General features: G+C 65.0%; 17 protein-coding genes. 12 read left to right on the top strand and 5 right to left on the bottom strand.

Going from position 1 to position 18,245, the window contains the following annotated elements; translation table 11 throughout:
- Window positions 1–18 precede the first annotated feature (18 nt).
- From ACK1VC_RS01580 to cobG, 5 genes are all read right to left on the bottom strand, one after another.
- Entirely contained in the window at window positions 19–699 is a 681-nt protein-coding gene (locus tag ACK1VC_RS01580) for a hypothetical protein (protein WP_016489383.1), read from the bottom strand.
- Between the two features lie 92 nt (window positions 700–791).
- Complete coding sequence (gene cobJ / locus ACK1VC_RS01575; protein WP_070086894.1) at window positions 792–2,489, bottom strand: precorrin-3B C(17)-methyltransferase; 1,698 nt, start codon at window positions 2,487–2,489, stop codon at window positions 792–794.
- Window positions 2,477–3,208, bottom strand: a complete 732-nt coding sequence (locus ACK1VC_RS01570) for a precorrin-2 C(20)-methyltransferase (protein ID WP_016489385.1) — start codon at window positions 3,206–3,208, stop codon at window positions 2,477–2,479. The genes cobJ and ACK1VC_RS01570 overlap by 13 nt, the downstream gene beginning before the upstream one ends.
- Window positions 3,208–3,834 (bottom strand): precorrin-8X methylmutase, encoded by a 627-nt coding sequence (locus ACK1VC_RS01565; protein WP_016489386.1) that lies wholly within the window; start codon window positions 3,832–3,834, stop codon window positions 3,208–3,210. Before ACK1VC_RS01565 ends, ACK1VC_RS01570 begins: the two co-directional genes overlap by 1 nt.
- On the bottom strand, window positions 3,827–5,158 hold the full coding sequence (cobG, locus tag ACK1VC_RS01560) for a precorrin-3B synthase (RefSeq protein ID WP_191087026.1): 1,332 nt from the start codon (window positions 5,156–5,158) through the stop codon (window positions 3,827–3,829). Before cobG ends, ACK1VC_RS01565 begins: the two co-directional genes overlap by 8 nt.
- Before the next feature lie 244 nt (window positions 5,159–5,402).
- Between cobG and ACK1VC_RS01555 the strand changes: the two genes are divergently transcribed.
- From ACK1VC_RS01555 to urtA, 12 genes are all read left to right on the top strand, one after another.
- Window positions 5,403–6,614 (top strand): bifunctional cobalt-precorrin-7 (C(5))-methyltransferase/cobalt-precorrin-6B (C(15))-methyltransferase, encoded by a 1,212-nt coding sequence (locus ACK1VC_RS01555; RefSeq protein WP_016489388.1) that lies wholly within the window; start codon window positions 5,403–5,405, stop codon window positions 6,612–6,614.
- Entirely contained in the window at window positions 6,607–7,701 is a 1,095-nt protein-coding gene (locus ACK1VC_RS01550) for a cobalt-precorrin-5B (C(1))-methyltransferase (protein ID WP_016489389.1), read from the top strand. The genes ACK1VC_RS01555 and ACK1VC_RS01550 overlap by 8 nt, the downstream gene beginning before the upstream one ends.
- Window positions 7,698–8,441: a cobalt-precorrin-6A reductase gene (locus tag ACK1VC_RS01545; RefSeq protein ID WP_102689309.1), complete on the top strand. Its 744-nt coding sequence runs from the start codon at window positions 7,698–7,700 to the stop codon at window positions 8,439–8,441. The genes ACK1VC_RS01550 and ACK1VC_RS01545 overlap by 4 nt, the downstream gene beginning before the upstream one ends.
- Window positions 8,442–8,672: 231 nt before the next feature.
- Window positions 8,673–9,110 carry an NfeD family protein gene (locus tag ACK1VC_RS01540; protein WP_016489391.1) on the top strand — a complete coding sequence of 146 codons (438 nt, stop codon included), beginning with the start codon at window positions 8,673–8,675 and terminating at the stop codon, window positions 9,108–9,110.
- Between the two features lie 26 nt (window positions 9,111–9,136).
- Window positions 9,137–9,991: an SPFH domain-containing protein gene (locus ACK1VC_RS01535; RefSeq protein ID WP_016489392.1), complete on the top strand. Its 855-nt coding sequence runs from the start codon at window positions 9,137–9,139 to the stop codon at window positions 9,989–9,991.
- Between the two features lie 220 nt (window positions 9,992–10,211).
- Complete coding sequence (locus ACK1VC_RS01530; RefSeq protein ID WP_016489393.1) at window positions 10,212–10,601, top strand: DUF2946 domain-containing protein; 390 nt, start codon at window positions 10,212–10,214, stop codon at window positions 10,599–10,601.
- Window positions 10,602–10,647: 46 nt separating this feature from the next.
- Window positions 10,648–11,133, top strand: a complete 486-nt coding sequence (locus ACK1VC_RS01525; RefSeq protein WP_016489394.1) for a copper chaperone PCu(A)C — start codon at window positions 10,648–10,650, stop codon at window positions 11,131–11,133.
- 22 nt (window positions 11,134–11,155) lie between these two features.
- A complete protein-coding gene (locus ACK1VC_RS01520; protein WP_191087027.1) occupies window positions 11,156–11,575 on the top strand; it encodes a DUF2946 domain-containing protein in 420 nt (139 codons plus the stop codon).
- Window positions 11,576–11,642: 67 nt separating this feature from the next.
- Window positions 11,643–13,709 carry a TonB-dependent copper receptor gene (locus ACK1VC_RS01515; RefSeq protein ID WP_191087028.1) on the top strand — a complete coding sequence of 689 codons (2,067 nt, stop codon included), beginning with the start codon at window positions 11,643–11,645 and terminating at the stop codon, window positions 13,707–13,709.
- 58 nt (window positions 13,710–13,767) lie between these two features.
- Window positions 13,768–15,135, top strand: a complete 1,368-nt coding sequence (locus ACK1VC_RS01510) for a PepSY-associated TM helix domain-containing protein (protein WP_197884238.1) — start codon at window positions 13,768–13,770, stop codon at window positions 15,133–15,135.
- Window positions 15,136–15,373: 238 nt separating this feature from the next.
- Window positions 15,374–16,780: a D-serine/D-alanine/glycine transporter gene (cycA, locus tag ACK1VC_RS01505; RefSeq protein WP_145913623.1), complete on the top strand. Its 1,407-nt coding sequence runs from the start codon at window positions 15,374–15,376 to the stop codon at window positions 16,778–16,780.
- A 186-nt stretch (window positions 16,781–16,966) separates the two neighbouring features.
- Complete coding sequence (gene urtA / locus ACK1VC_RS01500) at window positions 16,967–18,232, top strand: urea ABC transporter substrate-binding protein (RefSeq protein ID WP_016395201.1); 1,266 nt, start codon at window positions 16,967–16,969, stop codon at window positions 18,230–18,232.
- Window positions 18,233–18,245: the final 13 nt, after the last annotated feature.

The raw sequence follows: 18,245 nt of genomic DNA, 5'->3' as shown, positions 1-18,245 counted from the left end.
GACGACGCCGCCGAGCAATCAGATGTCGTACTCGAGAACGTTCTCGACGCTGCGCACGCCAAGTTTGTTTTCTACGGTTTCGCGCACTTTGTCGTAGACGAAGTTGTTGAGCGTGAGCACTGCCGTACCGGCGTAGTACGAGGTTTTGTCCAGCTTCCACTGGATACCCAGCACGTCGTCGTCCAGTTGCGGGGCAGAGGCCTGGATGCAGCTCACCACCATGACCACATCGTTGTTTTCGGTTTCAATGCAGGCCGCCATGCCGACCATGCCCCTGGCCTTGTTCTTGCGCTTGTGATCAAGCACCTTGGCATCGTTTTCGACAGTGGTCAGTTTGTCGAAGGCCAGCTTTGCCACTTCGCCCAACTTCGTGCCGCCCAGCATCGCATTGCCCACCACACCGATCGCGCGGATCGCCACGGCGCCGACGGTGACAGACAGTTCCGCCGAAGTTTCAAGTTCGAAGGTACGGCGTGGGATGGTGAAACCAAGGTCACGCATGACGTCGATAAATTTGTCGTACCACTCCCGGCTCTGCTTTTCGGCGTTAAAGGCTTTGTCGGCGACCAGCGTGGCGAAGTGGAAGGCATTCTTCACATCGTGACGGCTTTGCGCAGACATGCCCGCGCCGCAGGCAAGCAGGTTGCCTTCTACCAGGATGGCAGCGTTAGTGGTGGTGACTTGTGTTGCATCGGACATTGGAAACTCCTTGATGGTTGCCCCTTGAGTCAGGGGCAACCACCTTAGCCAGCGCGTTGGCCACGAAGCGCGCTGAAGGGTTTCCGACGCAACTAGTTGGCGGTGGGGTACCAACGCGGCGTGTACGCCCACACCCCACCCGACAGGCGAGGGAATACACAGGTTGTAGAGGACCCGACCAAAACCATGGTGCGCATATCGACCATTTCCGGCAGCAGCTCGGCCAAGGTGACTACCTTCAGCGTCTGCCCCGGCCTACCGATGTCGCGGCCAAGGACTACAGGCGTGTTCCCCTCGCGGTGGCGACGCACAACCTCAAGTGCCACCCCGAGCTGGTGCGGCCTGGACTTGGAAATCGGGTTGTAGAAGGCCAGCACCAGGTCCGCCTGGGCCGCCAGGTCCAGGCGCTTTTCAATGATCGACCAGGGCTTGAGGTTGTCCGACAGCGACATCACACAGAAGTCATGCCCCAGCGGTGCACCCGCCTGCGCAGCGGTAGCGAGCGAGGCCGACACCCCAGGCAGGATCTCGAGGTCGACGCGATGCCAGGTGGGGTCACTGGACTCGTGCAGCGCTTCAAGCACTGCAGCGGCCATGGCGAACACGCCTGGGTCGCCCGACGAGACCACCACCACCGAACGGCCTTGGGCCGCCAGCTCGAAGGCATGCCGGGCGCGCTGCATTTCTTCACGGTTGTCGGTGCAGTGCATCACCTGGTCGTCACGGAACGGCCCGGCCATGCGCACGTAGGTTTCGTAGCCGAGGATATCCTCGGCGCGTGCCAGCTCGGCCTTGACCGCCGGCACCATAAGCTCGGCAGCGCCAGGGCCGAGGCCGATCACCGCCAGCCGGCCACGACGGCGGCCGACCTGCGCGGCATCCACCGGCGCCGGCGCCACTGCGATGACCACTTCGGCCTGTTCTATCAACTCTGCGCCTGGCAACGCTGCAGCCACCATGCTGGCCACATCGCCTGGCCTGGCAGCGAAGCGCAAGGCGACACCCAAAGCCTGCGCAGCCTCGTGCAAGGCACTGTCGGCCATGGCTTGTTCGTCCGCCAGCACACAGGCAACAGATGGCTCGGCGATACCGGCCTGCTGCAATGCAGCTCGAATACCGTTCAGGTTGCCACCTGCAACCCCCACTACCACCGAGCGGGGGTGGATCAGCAATTCGTCTCGGTTGGCCGGGCGCGCCTGATGCCCCACATGAATGGTTCGCCGTGCTGCATCGCTGGCAGGCAACTGCACCTGTTGCAGCCACGGCGCATCACCTTCGATGCGCACCGCCTCGCCAGCCAGCAAATCAGAGACAAAGCGCTTGCCTTGCTCGATGTCCGCCAGTGCATAACCCTGCGGCGGGTTCAGCAGGCAAGTGCCGAACCGCAGCTCGCCGCTGGTGGTGATCGCTGCAGCAACGCCCAGTGCGTCAGCGATTTCGCGCGCCATCACGTTCACGCCGCCCAAGCCACCGAGCAGCGGCACCACAGCGCTGCCATCCTCGGCCACGGCCAGCACCGGCGGCTCGGTGCCTTTCTCGCTGAGCAGGCTGGCCAGGCTGCGGATGACAATGCCGGCAGCACACAGGGCGATGATCGGCGTGTCCTGCTGGTACAACCCGCGCAGGGTCTCGCCGAACGAACGGTACGATTGGTCTGCACCCTCGACACGCCCCTCCAGACCATGGATCGTCGCCTGTGGATACCATTGCTGGATACGCTGCGCCGTCGCCAGGCTACCCGGGCCAAGCATGACGATTGCCGGGGCATTGTGCGTGCTCATCCCTGCCATTTTTCCCCCGGCACGATGATCAGCGAGAAGTACGGCGACGACTGAGGGTCGACCTGGTCCAGCGGCACGATCTTCTGGTTGGCCATGGTAGCCCGCTCCACATACAGCGCGCGCCCATCCAGGCCTAGCTCGGCCAGTACGTCGCGGACTTTGGGAAAGTTGCGCCCAAGTTTCATGATCACCGCCGCATCGGCGTCGGCCAGGCGGCGCTTGAGCTCCTCTGCGGGTAACACACCAGACAAAACCGACAGGCTCTGGTTGCGGTACACCAACGGCGCGCCCAGCACCGAGGCGCCACCGAGCATCGAGCAGACGCCCGGGATCACTTCGGCCTCATAGCGCTGCGCCAGGCGGTCGTGCAGGTACATGTAGGAACCGTAGAAGAACGGGTCACCTTCGCAGATCACCGCCACGTCGCGACCGGCATCCAGGTGCTCGGCCACCTGCACGCTGGCTTCGTCGTAGAAGTCGCTGATCACCTGCTCATAGGACAGCGGTGCCGGCAGGGCTTCGGTAGTTACCGGGTAGACCAGCGGCAACAGCGTCTGCTCCGCTTGCAGGTGCGCCTCGATGATGCCGAAGGCATTGCCACGCTTGCCCTTGGCCACGAAGTAGCCGACCACTGGCGCCTCGCGCAGCAGGCGCAGGGCCTTGACGGTGATCAGTTCAGGGTCACCCGGGCCAACGCCCAGGCCAAGCAGACGTCCACGCGGCGCCATCACTCCACCTCCGTAGCCAAGGCGTTGACTGCAGCGGCAGCCATCGCGCTACCGCCCAGGCGGCCTTGCATGATCACGAACGGCACGCCGCGGCTGTCGGCGGCCAGCATCGCCTTGGACTCGGCCGCACCGACGAAACCGACCGGGAAGCCTAGGATCAGCGCCGGCTTGGGTGCACCGGCGTCGATCATCTCCAGCAGGTAGAACAGGGCGGTGGGCGCGTTGCCGATCACCACCACGCTGCCTTCCAGGTACGGGCGCCACAGCTCCAGGGCTACCGCGGAACGGGTGTTGCCGGCGTCCTTGGCCAGGCCTGGCACGCTGGGGTCGCGCAGGGTGCAGATGACTTTGTTGTCGGCAGGCAGGCGGGCCCGGGTGATGCCTTCGGCGACCATGTGCGCATCGCACAGGATCGGCGCGCCGTTAAGCAGCGCCTCGCGCCCGGCCCGGCCGGCGCCCTCGGAGAACTGCAGGCCATCGATGGCATCGACCATGCCGCAGGCGTGGATCACGCGCACGGCGAGCTTTTCGAGGTCTGCGGGGATCCGCTCGAGTCGGGCTTCCTCACGGATGATCCGGAAGGAATTGCGATAGATCTCCTGACCATCGCGGATGTAGTCAATCATCAAGGTGCTCCGTCGGCAGGTCGAGCATGGCGCCTGCTTCGTTCAAGGTAAGGTCGGTGGCGCGCAGGGCGCCGAAGCCCGGCTGGCGCGCGTCACGCAGGTACAGGTCGTAACGGCCCGGTGATCGGGCCAGCAGCGTGGCCGGGGCAACATGGGCCACGGCGCAGGAACGGGCGCAGCCAGACAAGTGCACGCTGGCGGGCAAGCCAGGGCCCAGCAGCGCGGCCAGGGCAACGGCGTCGGCCTTGGTCTCGCCAAGCGCCTTGGCGCAGCCGCTGGCACCGGTGCAGGCACTGATGCGCGCCAGCGGCTCATGGTCGTGGCACAGCAGGCCCCGGGCGGACAGTTCGGCCTGGGCGGTGTCGATGTGGTGTGCTTGCAGGTTAGTCAGCACCAGGCTTTGCCAAGGGCTGAGCCGCAAGCTGCCATCGCCCCGTTCCCGGGCCACCCGCGCAGCCCCGCGCAGCATGGCCGGGGTCAGGCGGCCTTGCGGCGGGGCTACGCCAAGGGCAACGCCTTCTGCCTGCGGCAGCGTGCCCAGCCAGGAGGCGCGGTGCTGTTCACGGCGCCAGGCGAGCACGGCGGTATCACGGCGGATGTCCAGGCCGAGCCCATCGACGAAATCGCTTGCCGGGCACACCTCGAGCAACTGGCGCATGCGCGACTGCGTCAGGGTGGCCAGGTCGAGAAAGCGCTCCAGCACCGCACGCACCAACGCCAGGCCCTGCGCCAGCGGCACGGCGCCGAGCACCTGGCCGTCCGCCGGGCAGCCCGCCAGGCCAAACGCCAGCCAGGTCTGCTGCTCCAGACGCAGGGCCGATAGCCACAAATCGTGGGGGTGCTCGAGCATGGCGAGGCGCTCGCCGGCATCCAGCTGCACGGCAAACTTGGCCGACAATTGGTGAAAGCGCGGGGTGCCTTCCAGCAGGTCGAGGATCTGCCCTGCCAACGGCCGTGCATCCAGCAGCATCGCCGGATCATGCCCGGCCAGCGGGCTGAGCATGAGGTTGCGCACATCGTCACCGGCCACATCGCGCGGCCCCAGGCCGGCTGCGAGCAGTGCCTCGACCAGGGCGCGATGTGCGTTGCCAATGCCGCGGATCTGCAGGTTGCCACGGTTGGTGGCCTCGATCACGCCGCCGGCAAAGCGCTCGGCTGCCGTCGCCACCGCGTCGGCCTGGTCGGCCAGCAGCAAGCCGCCTGGCAGTTTGATGCGGCAGATGCCGCCATCACGGGCACTGACAATACGCCACAACCCCGGGCAGGCCGAGGGGCGGGGCGAAACGTTGGGGGCATGGGCCTGCGTCAAAGGGGCGTCCGGCAATCTGTGAAAATGCGCTTGAGTGTAGAAGGCGCGGTATTATGCCTGCTTTGTCCGGCGGCATGAAAAGCCGGTGGTCGAGCATCCTCAGCGATTGAGGAGAAATTCAGGGCTGTGTCGCCCTCTTCGCGGGCACGCCCGCTCCCACAGGATCATCGCTTCCCTCAATGGCTGCGCTGTACCTGTGGGAGCGGGCGTGCCCGCGAAAGGGCGCGAAGCGGCCCCAAAAAATGGCGGAATGAAATACATGGCACCCTGGCTGACAGTAGTAGGCATCGGCGAAGACGGCTTCAGTGGCCTGGGCAAGCAGGCCCGGCGCGCGCTGCTGGGCGCTGCGCGGATCTTCGGCAGCCCGCGCCAGCTGGACTTGCTGCCGCGCTGCGTGCCCGGCGAACGGCTGGGCTGGCCAAGCCCGTTTTCCCTGGGCCCGGTGCTGGCCCTGCGCGGCGAGCCAGTGTGCGTGCTGGCCAGCGGCGACCCGATGTTCTTCGGTGTCGGCGCCAGCCTGGCGCGGCAGGTGCCTGCCAGTGAGATGCGTGTGCTGTCGATGCCCTCCTCCTGCGCCCTGGCCGCCGCCCGCCTGGGCTGGCCGCTGCAGGAGGTGCAGGTGGTGTCGCTGGTGGCCCGGCCACTGTCGGCGCTCAATGCCCACCTGCACAGCGGTGTGCGCCTGTTGGTGCTGAGCAACGATGGCGACAGCCCGGCGGCCATTGCCGCGCTGCTGCGCGAGCGTGGCTTCGGGCCAAGCCGCCTGCGGGTGCTGGAGCACCTGGGAGGCCAGCAAGAACGCGAACTGGCCGGCACCGCCCAGGACTGGCCGCACGCCGAGATCGCTGCGCTCAACCTGGTGGCCATCGAGTGCCTGGCCACGCCCGATGCCCCACGCCTGCACCGCCTGGCCGGGCTGCCGGACAGCGCCTTCCGGCACGATGGCCAGCTGACCAAACGCGATGTCCGCGCCATCACGCTGGCGCGCCTGGCGCCTCAGCCCGGCGAACTGCTGTGGGACGTGGGCGCGGGCTGCGGGTCGATCGGCATCGAATGGATGCGCGCCCACCCGGCCTGCCGCGCCTTGGCCATCGAGGCCGATGAAGGCCGGCAAGGCTTCATCGAACACAACCGTGACGCGCTGGGTGTACCCGGCCTGCAGCTGATCTGCGGCAAGGCGCCTGCAGCACTGCAAGGCCTGGAGCAGCCTGATGCAATCTTCATTGGTGGCGGCGTCACCCGCGAAGGCGTGCTGGACCTGTGCTGGGCAAACCTGCGCCCCGGCGGGCGGCTGGTAGCCAACGCGGTGACCTTGCAGAGCGAACTGGCCCTGGCGCATTTTCGCGAACAGCACGGTGGTGAGCTGACCCGCATCCATGTCGCCCATGCCCAGCCCTTGGGCGCGTTCGACACCTGGCGCCAGGCGCTGCCGATCACCCTGCTGGAAGTGGTGAAACCCGTCGATGCGTGAAGAAACCCGCGAACAGCCCGCGCCCCTGCGCAGCGGCCTGACCACCGGCAGCTGCGCCACCGCCACCAGCCTGGCAGCCGCTCGCTTGCTGCTGATCGGCGAAAGCAGCGACGCCGTCAGCATTACCCTGCCCAAGGGCAAGGTGGTGCAGATGCGCCTGGAATTCTGCCGCCTGATTGGCGAGCGTGCCGAAGCCGGCACCCTCAAGGATGCTGGCGACGACCCGGACGTGACCCACGGTGCCCTGCTCTACAGCCAGGTGCGCTTGCTGGGCGAGCCGGGCATCCGCTTTGTCGCCGGCACCGGCGTCGGCACCGTGACCCGCCCGGGGCTGGTGCTGGCGGTGGGTGAGCCGGCCATCAATCCGGTGCCACGGCGCATGATCACTGAACACCTGCAACGCCTGGCCGACGCGTGCGGCTACCTCGGTGGTTTCGAGGTCACGGTCAATGTGCAGGGCGGCGACCAACTCGCGCTCAAGACCATGAACCCGCGCCTGGGCATCCTCGGCGGGCTGTCGATCCTTGGCACCAGCGGCATCGTGCGGCCGTTCTCCTGTGCGGCCTATATCGCCTCGATCCACCAGGGTATCGATGTAGCCCACACCAACGGCTACACGCACATCGCCGCGTGCACCGGCAACGCCAGCGAAGACACCATGCGCCGGGTCTACGGGCTGCCGGAAATTGCCCTGATCGAGATGGGCGATTTTGTCGGTGCAGTGCTCAAGCACCTGCGCAAGGTGCCGGTGCCACGCCTGACCCTGTGTGGCGGTTTCGGCAAGATCAGCAAACTGGCCGCCGGGCACATGGACCTGCACAGCCGCCACTCCAGCATCGACTTGCCGCAACTGGCCGGCTGGGCTGCCGACATTGGCGCTGACGAAACACTGCAGGCAGCCATCATCGGCGCCAACACCAGCCAGCAAGCGCTTGCACTGGCTCATGCGGCCGGCATTGCCTTGGGTGACGCAGTGTGCGCCCACGCCCTGGCCTTCGCCCGCAGCGTCGTGCCGGCGCTGGTGCAAGTGGAAGTGTTCGCCATCGACCGCCAGGGCGGCATCGTCGGCCGGGCAGGTGTGCAATGACTGCGCGCATCCTGCTACTGGGTGGTGTCGCCGAAGCCCTCGCCATCGCCCGCCGGCTCGGCCCTCAGCATGTCTATAGCCTGGCCGGTATCGGTCGTGTGCCGCAGGACCTGCAATGCCAGGTACGGGTCGGGGGCTTTGGCGGTGCCGAGGGCTTGGCCAACTACCTGCGCGAGGCAGGCATCACCCTGTTGATCGATGCCACCCATCCCTATGCCGCGCAGATCAGCCGCAATGCTGCCAGTGCTGCACGTAGCGCCGGCATCCCGTGCTGGGCCTTGCGCCGCCCGGCCTGGCAGGCGCAAGCGGGGGATGATTGGCGCGAAGTCGAGGACTGGGCAGGGCTGATCGAAGCACTCAAGCCGTTTCGCAGACCGCTGTTCACGTTGGGGCGTGAGCCACTACAGCATCTGGACGAGATTCCGCCGGAGCAGTTCTGGACCTTGCGGGCGCTGGAAGCGTGCCCTGGAAACGCGCGCTGCGAAGTGATTGGCGCGCGTGGGCCATTCAACATTGAAGATGAACGGGCATTGTTCCAACGCCGCAGTATCGATGTGCTGATCAGCAAGAACAGCGGCAGTGTGGCGACCGAGCCGAAGCTCGAGGTAGCGCGGGAACTTGGTCTGCCGGTGCTGATCCTCAAGCGCCCGGGGTTGCCGGATATTGACCGCGCATTCGAATCGCAGGCTGACATGGCAGCAGCACTCGACCTGCATCAACACATCTCGCAAGCACGCTAGAGATCCCTGTGGGAGCGGGCAAGCCCGCGAACACCGGCGAAGCCGGTGCCATACATCGAGTCGTCTTCTGCGCGGGCACGCCCGCTCCCACAAAAGACCGTACCCGTCTTGAAACCTGTATATGACCGTTGCCCTACAGCCCTTTCGGATATTTCTTTCAACCCCGCACGTGGCTCTGGGTCGTACTGCTGCCGTAAACTCAACGCCCCTCCCCCGGAAGGTTTCACCCATATGGAAATGCAATGGTGGATCTGGCTGGTCTTCGGCATCGCGCTGATCCTGCTCGAACTGGTCTTGCCAACGTTCTTCATCCTCTGGTTCGGCATCGGTGCCGTGCTGGTCTCTCTCATCTCGCTTGCCGCCCCCAGCCTGCAACTGGACATGCAGGGCCTGCTGTGGGTCGTGCTGTCATCGGCCACCACCGCGCTGTGGTTCAACGTGTTCCGGCGCAAGCAGCCAGACGTGCGCTGGACCGCCGACAGCGTGATCGGCGAGGTGGGCTTGCTGACCGCTGGCGTTTCGGAGTTCCAGAAAGGCCGCGTGCGTTTCCAGAAGCCGATCCTTGGCAGCGAAGAATGGACCTGCATCGCCGATAGCCAGATCGCTCCCGGCGAACGGGTGCGCCTGACCGCCATCGAGGGGAACATCGCCCGCGTCATCCGGGCCTGAATCCGCACTAAAAGGAATTTCGCATCATGACCAGCCTCATCGTCGTCGGCGCCATCGCCCTGTTCGTCCTGATCACCGTGTTCAAGGGGGTACGCATCGTGCCCCAGGGCGAGGAGTGGATCGTCGAGCGCCTGGGCCGCTACCACAGCACGCTCAAGCCCGGCCTGAACATCCTCATCCCGTACATGGATGTGGTCGCCTATCGCCTGCCGACCAAAGACATCATCCTCGATGTACAGCAGCAGGAAATCATCACCCGGGACAATGCCGTCATCGTTGCCAACGCCCTGTGCTTCGCCAAGGTGGTCGACCCGCAGAAGGCCTCCTATGGCGTGCAGAACTTCTCGTTCGCCGTCACCAGCCTGACCATGACGTCGCTACGCGCCATCGTCGGCGCCATGGACCTGGACGAAGCGCTGTCCAGCCGCGAGCAGATCAAGGCACGCCTGCGCGAGGCAATGTCGGAGCAGACCGAAGACTGGGGCGTGACCGTGCGCTCGGTGGAAATCCAGGACATCAAGCCTTCGGAAAACATGCAACTGGCCATGGAGCGCCAGGCGGCGGCCGAGCGTGAGCGCAAAGCCGATGTGACCCGCGCCGAAGGCGCCAAGCAGGCCGCGATCCTTGAAGCGGAAGCTCGCCTGCAGGCCGCCAGGCTGGATGCCGAAGCGCAGATCAGCCTGGCCGAGGCCTCGGCGCGGGCGATTTCGCTGGTCAAGGAGGCGGTGGGCAACGAAACCGTGCCGGCGATGTATTTGCTGGGTGAGCGTTATGTCGGGGCCATGGAGAACCTGGCGAGCAGCAACAACGCCAAGGTGGTGGTGTTGCCGGCGGATCTGCAGGAAACCGTCCGTGGCCTGATGGGCCGCAACAAGGCTTGAGATTGCCGGGGCCGCTCTGCGGCCATTCGCGGCACTAGGCCGCTCCCACAGGACAGCGCAGTATTCGAGGCTGCGGCAATCCTGTGGGAGCGGCCTTGTGCCGCGATGGGCTGCGCAGCAGCCCCCATACCCGACCACCTGCGTCACTTCACCGCACCCTGCCTTTTTTACCTATACTGCGCCTTACAATAGCCACCACGATTCCTGACCGGATCTCTCCATGCCCCCACGTCGGCCCATCGCCTGGATAGCCTGCCTTGCAGTGCTGTTCAACCTGCTGGCCATGCCGCTGGCCTCTGCCGTGCCCAAGGGCCCGGCCGAGCAGCTGCTGTGGGGGGCTTTCTGTTCCAGCATGGCCAACAAGGCCAAGGTCGATGTCCAGGCCCTGGCCAAGATCGACCTCGGCCCGCAAAGCGACGACAGCGCCAGCATGATGAATTGCTGGTGCTGCTCCGGCGCAGCGCCGCTGCTGGCCCTGCCCGGCTACCCGCCGCAACTGCACAACCCGCCAACACTGTTTGCCGGCCTGCTGCCACCCCCCGCCGACTACCAACCCACGCCGCGCCAGCTCTGGCCCGCGCTAAACCCCCGTGCCTCTCCGCTGGCCTGAGTTCATCACGCTGTCTGCCTGAACCTGAACACAACGGAGATTCACCATGCTCAAGCACGCCCTCGTCATGGCCGCCCTGCTGCTGCCCGGCGCCTTTGCCAATGCCCACGAATACAGCGTGGGCGACCTGCACATCGCCCACCCCTGGTCGCTGCAGTTGCCCCCCAACGCCCCCAATGTCGCCGCGTATTTCGTGGTGCACAACAATGGCCAGGCCGATGACCGCCTGCTGAGCGTCGACAGCCCCATCAGCGATGACGCGCAACTGCACGAGCATGCCATGAGCGCCAGCGGCGCCATGAAAATGCAGCAAGTGCCCAGCGTGGTGGTGCCTGCCGGCAAGGACCTGACCTTCGCCCCCAGCGCCTACCACGTGATGCTGATGCAGCCAAAAGACCGCAGCCTGCTCAGCGACGGCAAGCGCTTCCCGTTGACCCTGCATTTCGAAAAGGCCGGCGACATCACCGTCGAAGTGGCCGTGCAGAAGCAGGCGCCGGCGGACCAGCCGCAAGCCCACGAACACGCGCACTGACAACTGCTGACAGGCACTCGCCATGAGCCTGCCGCGCAACAGCATCAGCCGTACCACCCGCCCTGACCGCAGGCGCGCCGGTGGCGGATGGCTGAGCCTGTTCGCCATGTGGATGATCTTCATCGGCCCGCTGATTTCCCAGTCGATGCCGATGGACCACCACGCCGGTATGAGCATGCCGATGGCGGCTGCCCATGAGCATGGCGGCGACGCCCATCACGGCCACGGCGGCGATGGCCAGCTGCATGTGATGTGGGAAAAGTGCGGTTATTGCAGCCTGTTGTTCAACTGCCCGGCCCTGCCCCAGGCCCTCAGCCCGCTCAGCGCCGGCAGCGTCGCCCCCACCACCCACCTGCTTGCACCAACGCACCAGGGCCATGCCCGGCAGGCTGTATTCCCCGGTGCGCGCAGCCGCGCCCCGCCTTCCTCGATCAGCGTCTGAACCCACATTTTTGTGCACGAAGCCAGGAGGCTTCGCGCTAATTCATGACTGATCGACTGGAATCATTATGTCCGGCTGCACCCCTGTTTTTACCTTGTCCCTGCGTGGGGCCCTCGCCGCCGTGTGCGGCTCGCTGCTCGCGCCCGTAGCCCTGGCCGCCGACCCTGGCCATGAAGGCCATGCGCACGACGCACCCGAGCTGAGCCCGACGGTGATAACTGCCGTGGCCCCAAGTTCGCCACTGACCGTGGTCACCAACCCGAAAGACCCGCGCCAGCCAGTACCGGCCAGCGACGGCGCCGACTACCTGAAGACCATCCCAGGCTTTTCGGCGATCCGTGCCGGCGGCACCAACGGCGACCCGGTGTTGCGCGGCATGTTCGGCTCGCGCCTGAACATCCTCACCAACGGCGGCCTGATGCTGGGCGCCTGCCCCAACCGCATGGACGCCCCCACCTCCTACATTTCGCCAGAGACCTACGACCGCCTGACCGTGATCAAAGGCCCGCAAAGCGTGATCTGGGGCCCGGGCGGCTCGGCAGGCACCATCCTCTTCGAGCGTGAACCCGAAAAGTTCGGCACCCTCGGCAGCCGCGTAAACGCCAGCCTGCTGGCAGGTTCCAATGGCCGCTTCGACAAGGTGCTGGACGCCGCCGCCGGCAACAGCCAGGCCTACGCCCGCTTCGTCGGCAACCAGTCACGGTCGGATGACTACCACGACGGCAACGACGACACCGTGCCGTCACGCTGGGAAAAATGGAACGGCGATGTTGCCCTCGGCTGGACGCCCGACCAGGACACCCTGCTGGAGCTCACCGCCGGCAAGGGCGATGGCGAGGCCCGCTATGCCGGGCGCGGCATGGACGGCTCGCAGTTCAAGCGTGAAAGCCTGGGCCTGCGGTTTGAAAAGTCCAACCTCGGCGAAGTGCTCGACAAGGTCGAGGCGCAGGTTTACTACAACTACGCCGATCATGTGATGGACAACTACAGCCTGCGTACCCCGTCCGGCAGCGGCATGATGGGCATGCCGATGGTCAGCAACGTCGATCGCCGCACCCTGGGTGCACGCATAAAGGCCACCTGGCGCTGGGCCGATGTGCAGCTGATCAGCGGCATCGACGCGCAAACCAACGAACATCGCCAACGTGGCGGCATGGGTGTGGACGCACACAAGGGCCAGGCCTGGAGCAAGGACGCCGACTTCCACAACTACGGCGCCTTCAGCGAACTGACCTGGTACGTCAGCGGTGAGGACCGTTTGATCACCGGTGCCCGCCTGGACCGCGCCTCGGCCCGCGACTTCCGCCAAGGCAGCGCCACCGAAGGCGATACCCGCGCCGACACCCTGCCCAGCGGTTTTATCCGCTACGAGCACGATCTGGCAGCCATCCCGGCCACCACCTACATCGGCCTCGGCCATGCCCAGCGCTTCCCCGACTACTGGGAGCTGTTCTCGCCAAAGCTGGCGCCACCCGGTTCGGCCAATGCCTTCGACGGCATCAAGCCAGAGAAAACCACCCAGCTCGACTTCGGCATCCAGTACCGCACCGAACGCCTTGAAGCCTGGGCTTCGGGTTATGTGGGGCAGATCCGCGACTACATCCTGTTCGACTACCGCACCGGCATGATGGGCATGAGCACTTCCCAGGCACAGAACATCGACGCCCGCATCATGGGTGGCGAACTGGGTGCGGCCTACCAACTGACGGAAAACTGGAAGGCCGACGGCACGCTGGCCTATGCGTGGGGCAAGAACAGCAGTGACGGCAAAGCGTTACCGCAAATGCCGCCCCTGGAAAGCCGCCTGGGCCTGACCTACAGCCGCGATGTATGGAGCGTCGGCGCACTGTGGCGGCTGGTGGCTGCGCAGAACCGCATCGCCGAGAACCAGGGCAACGTGGTCGGCAAGGACTATGACAAGAGCGCCGGCTTTGGCGTGTTCTCCCTGAACGGCGCCTACAAGGTGAACAACAACCTCAAGCTCAGCGCAGGGGTCGACAACCTGTTCGACAAAACCTACGCCGAGCACTTGAACCTGGCCGGGAACGCCGGGTTCGGCTACCCGGCTACAGACCCACAGCCGGTCAACGAGCCAGGCAGGACCTTCTGGACCAAGGTCGATTTCAGCTTCTGACAACAACCACGGGCGCAGCTTCGGTTGCGCCCCTCTGCTGGTCAAACAGGAGGTTCCCATGAGAGGAACACGCACCAATTTCTATAACCTGGCCTGGCGTTGGCACTTTTATGCGGGGCTGTTCGTGGCCCCGTTCATGATCCTGTTGGCGATTACCGGGATCATCTACCTGTTCAAGCCGCAGCTCGACCCGCTGCTGTACCGCGACCTGATGGTGGTCGAAGCCGGCCACCATCGGCAGGGCGCCGATGCGATGCTGGCCGAAGTGCGCCAGGCCTACCCCGAAGGCCACGTCGGCCAGTACCTGCCCCCGCTGAACGCCGAGCGCAGTGCGCAGTTCGTGGTGCATGACGGGGGGCGCGAACTGAACGTGTTCGTTGACCCGTACAGTGGCAAGATCCTCGGCGAGCAGGACGGCAAGCAGAACCTGCAGGCCATCGCCCGCGCCCTGCATGGCGAGCTGATGGTCGGCACGGTCGGTGACCGCCTGGTGGAACTGGCCGCAGGCTGGGGCATCGTGCTGGTGGTGTCGGGCCTGTACTTGTGGTGGCCACGCGGGCGCAATGGCGCTGGCGTACTGTGGCCACGGCTGTCGGCACGCGGCCGGTTGTTCTGGCGCGACCTGCACGCGGTCACCGGCTTTTGGGGTTCGGCCCTGCTGTTGCTGATGCTGGTCAGCGGCATGACCTGGACCGGCCTATGGGGCAAGCAGTACGCCGATTTGTGGAACCGTTTCCCGGCAGCCATGTGGAACGACGTGCCCAAGTCTGACCAGCAGGCAGGTGAGCTGAACAACGCGCACCGCCAGACCGTGCCCTGGGCGATGGAAAACACACCGATGCCGCAGTCCGGCGCACACGCCGACCACGCTGGGCACCACATGATGTCGGACAAGCCCGCAGCACCCCAGGTGAGCGTGCAGCAGGTCGAAGACATCGCCACCTCGCGCCAGGTCGAGCCTGGCTACAGCATCACCCTGCCGACTACGGCAGACGGCGTGTTCACCATTGCCGTGTTCGCCGACGACCCGCGCAACGACGCTACCCTGCATGTCGACCAGTACACCGGCAAGGTCCTGGCCGATGTGCGCTGGCAAGACTACAGCCCGGTCGCCCGCGCCACCGAGATGGGCGTAATGCTGCACGAGGGCAAGATGTTCGGGGCGTTCAACCAGATCATCATCCTGGGGGTGTGCCTGATGATTCTGCTCGGTTCGGTGAGCGGGCTGGTGATGTGGTGGAAGCGCCGGCCTGAAGGCGGGCTGGGCGTGCCACCGCTGCGCCATGACCTGCCGCGCTGGAAAGCGGCGGTGGGCGTGATGCTGGTGCTGGGGGTGATGTTCCCGTTGGTGGGGGTGTCGATGGTGGTGATGTGGGTGGTGGACAGCCTGGTAGTGCGCCGCCGCCGGGAGCTGGCCAGCGCCTGAGCCCTGCATAACCTGCACTGGCCTCTTCGCGGGCTTGCCCGCTCCCACAGGATCTCTGCCGCCCTCAGGCGTGGCGCGATCCCTGTGGGAGCGGGCATGCCCGCGAAGAGGCCGGTGAAGGTCTCGAACTTTTCCTGCGAAAGCACGGCTGCCATCTGAAGATCGTGTCGATCTGTCGCGATCTCGAATTGGAACGCCCGTGTTAGCCTAGCCGGCGACTTTCAAGGGAATGCAGCTTATGACCGCAATTTCACCCAAACCACAAGAAGAGCAGCACCTGCAACGCAACCTGACCAACCGCCATATCCAGCTGATCGCCATCGGCGGCGCAATCGGGACCGGCCTGTTCATGGGCTCGGGCAAAACCATCAGCCTGGCGGGCCCGTCGATCATCTTCGTCTACATGATCATCGGCTTCATGCTGTTCTTCGTCATGCGCGCCATGGGCGAACTGCTGCTGTCGAACCTGAACTACAAATCGTTCATCGACTTCTCGGCCGACCTGCTCGGCCCCTGGGCGGGTTACTTCACCGGCTGGACTTACTGGTTCTGCTGGGTGGTCACCGGTATCGCCGACGTGGTCGCCATCGCAGCCTATACACAATTCTGGTTCCCCGACCTGCCGCAGTGGATACCGGCGCTGACCTGCGTAGGGCTGCTGCTGTCGCTGAACCTGGTGACGGTAAAAATGTTCGGCGAGATGGAATTCTGGTTCGCCCTGGTCAAGATCATCGCCATCCTCGGCCTGGTCGCTACCGGCCTGTACATGGTCATCACCGGCTTCACCTCGCCCAGCGGGCGCACTGCACAGCTGGCCAACCTGTGGAATGACGGCGGCATGTTCCCCCATGGCCTGATGGGCTTCTTCGCCGGGTTCCAGATTGCCGTGTTCGCCTTCGTCGGCATCGAGCTGGTGGGTACCACCGCCGCCGAAGCCAAGAACCCGGAGCGCACCCTGCCGCGGGCGATCAACTCGATCCCGATCCGCATCATCGTGTTCTACGTGCTGGCGCTGATCGCGATCATGGCCGTGACCCCATGGCGCGACGTGGTACCGGGCAAGAGCCCGTTCGTGGAGCTGTTCGTGCTGGCTGGCCTGCCTGCGGCGGCCAGCATCATCAACTTCGTGGTGCTGACCTCGGCGGCCTCGTCGGCCAACAGTGGCGTGTTCTCCACCAGCCGCATGCTCTACGGCCTGTCGCAAGAAGGTGACGCGCCCAAGGCATTCGAAAAACTGTCGAGCCGTTCGGTGCCGGCCAACGGCCTGTATTTCTCGTGCACCTGCCTGCTGCTGGGCGCGGTGCTGATCTATCTGGTGCCAAACGTGGTCGAGGCGTTCACCCTGGTGACCACGGTTTCGGCGGTGCTGTTCATGTTCGTCTGGACGCTGATCCTGCTGTCGTACCTGAAGTACCGCAAGAACCGCGCGGCGCTGCACCAGGCGTCGAAGTACAAGATGCCGGGCGGGCGCTTCATGTGCTTCGTGTGCCTAGTGTTCTTTGCTTTCATCCTGGTGTTGCTGAGCCTGGAGGCGGATACGCGCTCGGCGTTGGTGGTAACGCCGATCTGGTTCGTGCTGCTGGCGGTGACGTATCAGTTTGTACGCAGCAGGCGCCATCCGCGTTCGGCTGTGCGTAACGGCTGATGGCCTAGGGGGCTGCTTTGCAGCCCCAATCCTGTGCACATCGATGTCCCAGGCACCAACCTGGACCTCGCAAACGCCCCAACACCTCGCACAACCCCTCTATCACGCCCCTTGCGCCACTAGGCACACCCCTTGCAACGCCCTCCCCGCTTGGCCAAAACCAAAAAAACTCAGCGGAGAGAGCACATGAAGCGTCGCAGTCTGATCAAGGCCTTTACCCTCAGCGCATCGATTGCGGCGATGGGCCTGAGCTGGAGTATCCAGGCCGCCGAGACCATCAAGGTTGGCATCCTGCATTCGCTGTCGGGGACCATGGCCATTTCCGAGACCTCGCTCAAGGACATGGCGCTGATGACCATCGACGAGATCAACGCCAAAGGCGGGGTCAACGGCAAGATGCTCGAACCGGTGGTGGTCGACCCGGCCTCCAACTGGCCGCTGTTCGCCGAAAAGAGCCGCCAGCTGCTGACCCAGGACAAGGTCGCCGTGGTGTTCGGCTGCTGGACCTCGGTGTCGCGCAAGTCGGTGCTGCCGGTGTTCGAAGAACTCAACGGCCTGCTGTTCTACCCGGTGCAGTACGAGGGCGAGGAGATGTCGCCGAACGTGTTCTACACCGGCGCCGCCCCCAACCAGCAGGCTATTCCAGCCGTTGAATACCTGATGAGCGAAGATGGCGGCAGCGCCAAGCGCTTCTTCCTGCTGGGCACCGACTACGTCTACCCGCGCACCACCAACAAGATCCTGCGGGCCTTCCTGCACAGCAAAGGCGTGGCCGACAAGGACATCGAAGAGGTGTACACCCCGTTCGGCCACGCCGACTACCAGACCATCGTTGCCAACATCAAGAAGTTCTCCGCCGGCGGCAAGACCGCGGTCATCTCCACGGTCAACGGCGACTCCAACGTGCCGTTCTACAAGGAACTGGCCAACCAGGGCCTGAAGGCCACCGACGTACCGGTGGTGGCGTTCTCGGTGGGCGAAGAAGAATTGCGCGGTATCGACACCAAACCGCTGGTGGGCCACCTGGCTGCCTGGAACTACTTCGAGTCGGTGGATAACCCGGTGAACCAGAAATTCGTCGCCGACTGGAAGGCCTACGCCAAGGCCAAGGGCCTGCCAGGCGCTGACAAGGCGGTGACCAACGACCCGATGGAAGCCACCTACGTGGGCATCCACATGTGGGCGCAGGCCGCCGAGAAGGCCAAGTCCACCGATGTCGACAAAGTGCGTGAAGCACTGGCCGGGCAGAGCTTCAAGGCGCCGTCGGGCTTTACCCTGACCATGGACAAGACCAACCACCACCTGCACAAACCGGTAATGATCGGCGAGATCCAGGATGACGGGCAGTTCAGTGTGGTGTGGGAAACCGAGCAGCCGCTGCGGGCGCAGCCTTGGAGCCCGTTCATTCCAGGCAATGACAAGCGACCTGACTACGCAGTGAAAGGTAACTGAGTGCACTGGGGCC

Source organism: Pseudomonas sp. XP2 (assembly GCF_053557975.1).
Note: the sequence above shows the minus strand (reverse complement) of the source record. Positions and strands in the feature narration are given on the sequence as shown.

Coding starts and splice junctions, on each gene's coding strand:
- ACK1VC_RS01510 (WP_197884238.1), top strand. CDS start 13,768: ATGAGAGGAACACGCACCAATTTCTATAACCTGGCCTGGCGTTGGCAC.
- ACK1VC_RS01530 (WP_016489393.1), top strand. CDS start 10,212: ATGCCCCCACGTCGGCCCATCGCCTGGATAGCCTGCCTTGCAGTGCTG.
- ACK1VC_RS01550 (WP_016489389.1), top strand. CDS start 6,607: ATGCGTGAAGAAACCCGCGAACAGCCCGCGCCCCTGCGCAGCGGCCTG.
- urtA (WP_016395201.1), top strand. CDS start 16,967: ATGAAGCGTCGCAGTCTGATCAAGGCCTTTACCCTCAGCGCATCGATT.
- ACK1VC_RS01580 (WP_016489383.1), bottom strand. CDS start 699: ATGTCCGATGCAACACAAGTCACCACCACTAACGCTGCCATCCTGGTA.
- ACK1VC_RS01570 (WP_016489385.1), bottom strand. CDS start 3,208: ATGGCGCCGCGTGGACGTCTGCTTGGCCTGGGCGTTGGCCCGGGTGAC.
- ACK1VC_RS01565 (WP_016489386.1), bottom strand. CDS start 3,834: ATGATTGACTACATCCGCGATGGTCAGGAGATCTATCGCAATTCCTTC.
- ACK1VC_RS01545 (WP_102689309.1), top strand. CDS start 7,698: ATGACTGCGCGCATCCTGCTACTGGGTGGTGTCGCCGAAGCCCTCGCC.
- ACK1VC_RS01555 (WP_016489388.1), top strand. CDS start 5,403: ATGGCACCCTGGCTGACAGTAGTAGGCATCGGCGAAGACGGCTTCAGT.
- cobJ (WP_070086894.1), bottom strand. CDS start 2,489: ATGGCAGGGATGAGCACGCACAATGCCCCGGCAATCGTCATGCTTGGC.
- cycA (WP_145913623.1), top strand. CDS start 15,374: ATGACCGCAATTTCACCCAAACCACAAGAAGAGCAGCACCTGCAACGC.
- ACK1VC_RS01540 (WP_016489391.1), top strand. CDS start 8,673: ATGGAAATGCAATGGTGGATCTGGCTGGTCTTCGGCATCGCGCTGATC.
- ACK1VC_RS01525 (WP_016489394.1), top strand. CDS start 10,648: ATGCTCAAGCACGCCCTCGTCATGGCCGCCCTGCTGCTGCCCGGCGCC.
- ACK1VC_RS01515 (WP_191087028.1), top strand. CDS start 11,643: ATGTCCGGCTGCACCCCTGTTTTTACCTTGTCCCTGCGTGGGGCCCTC.
- ACK1VC_RS01535 (WP_016489392.1), top strand. CDS start 9,137: ATGACCAGCCTCATCGTCGTCGGCGCCATCGCCCTGTTCGTCCTGATC.
- ACK1VC_RS01520 (WP_191087027.1), top strand. CDS start 11,156: ATGAGCCTGCCGCGCAACAGCATCAGCCGTACCACCCGCCCTGACCGC.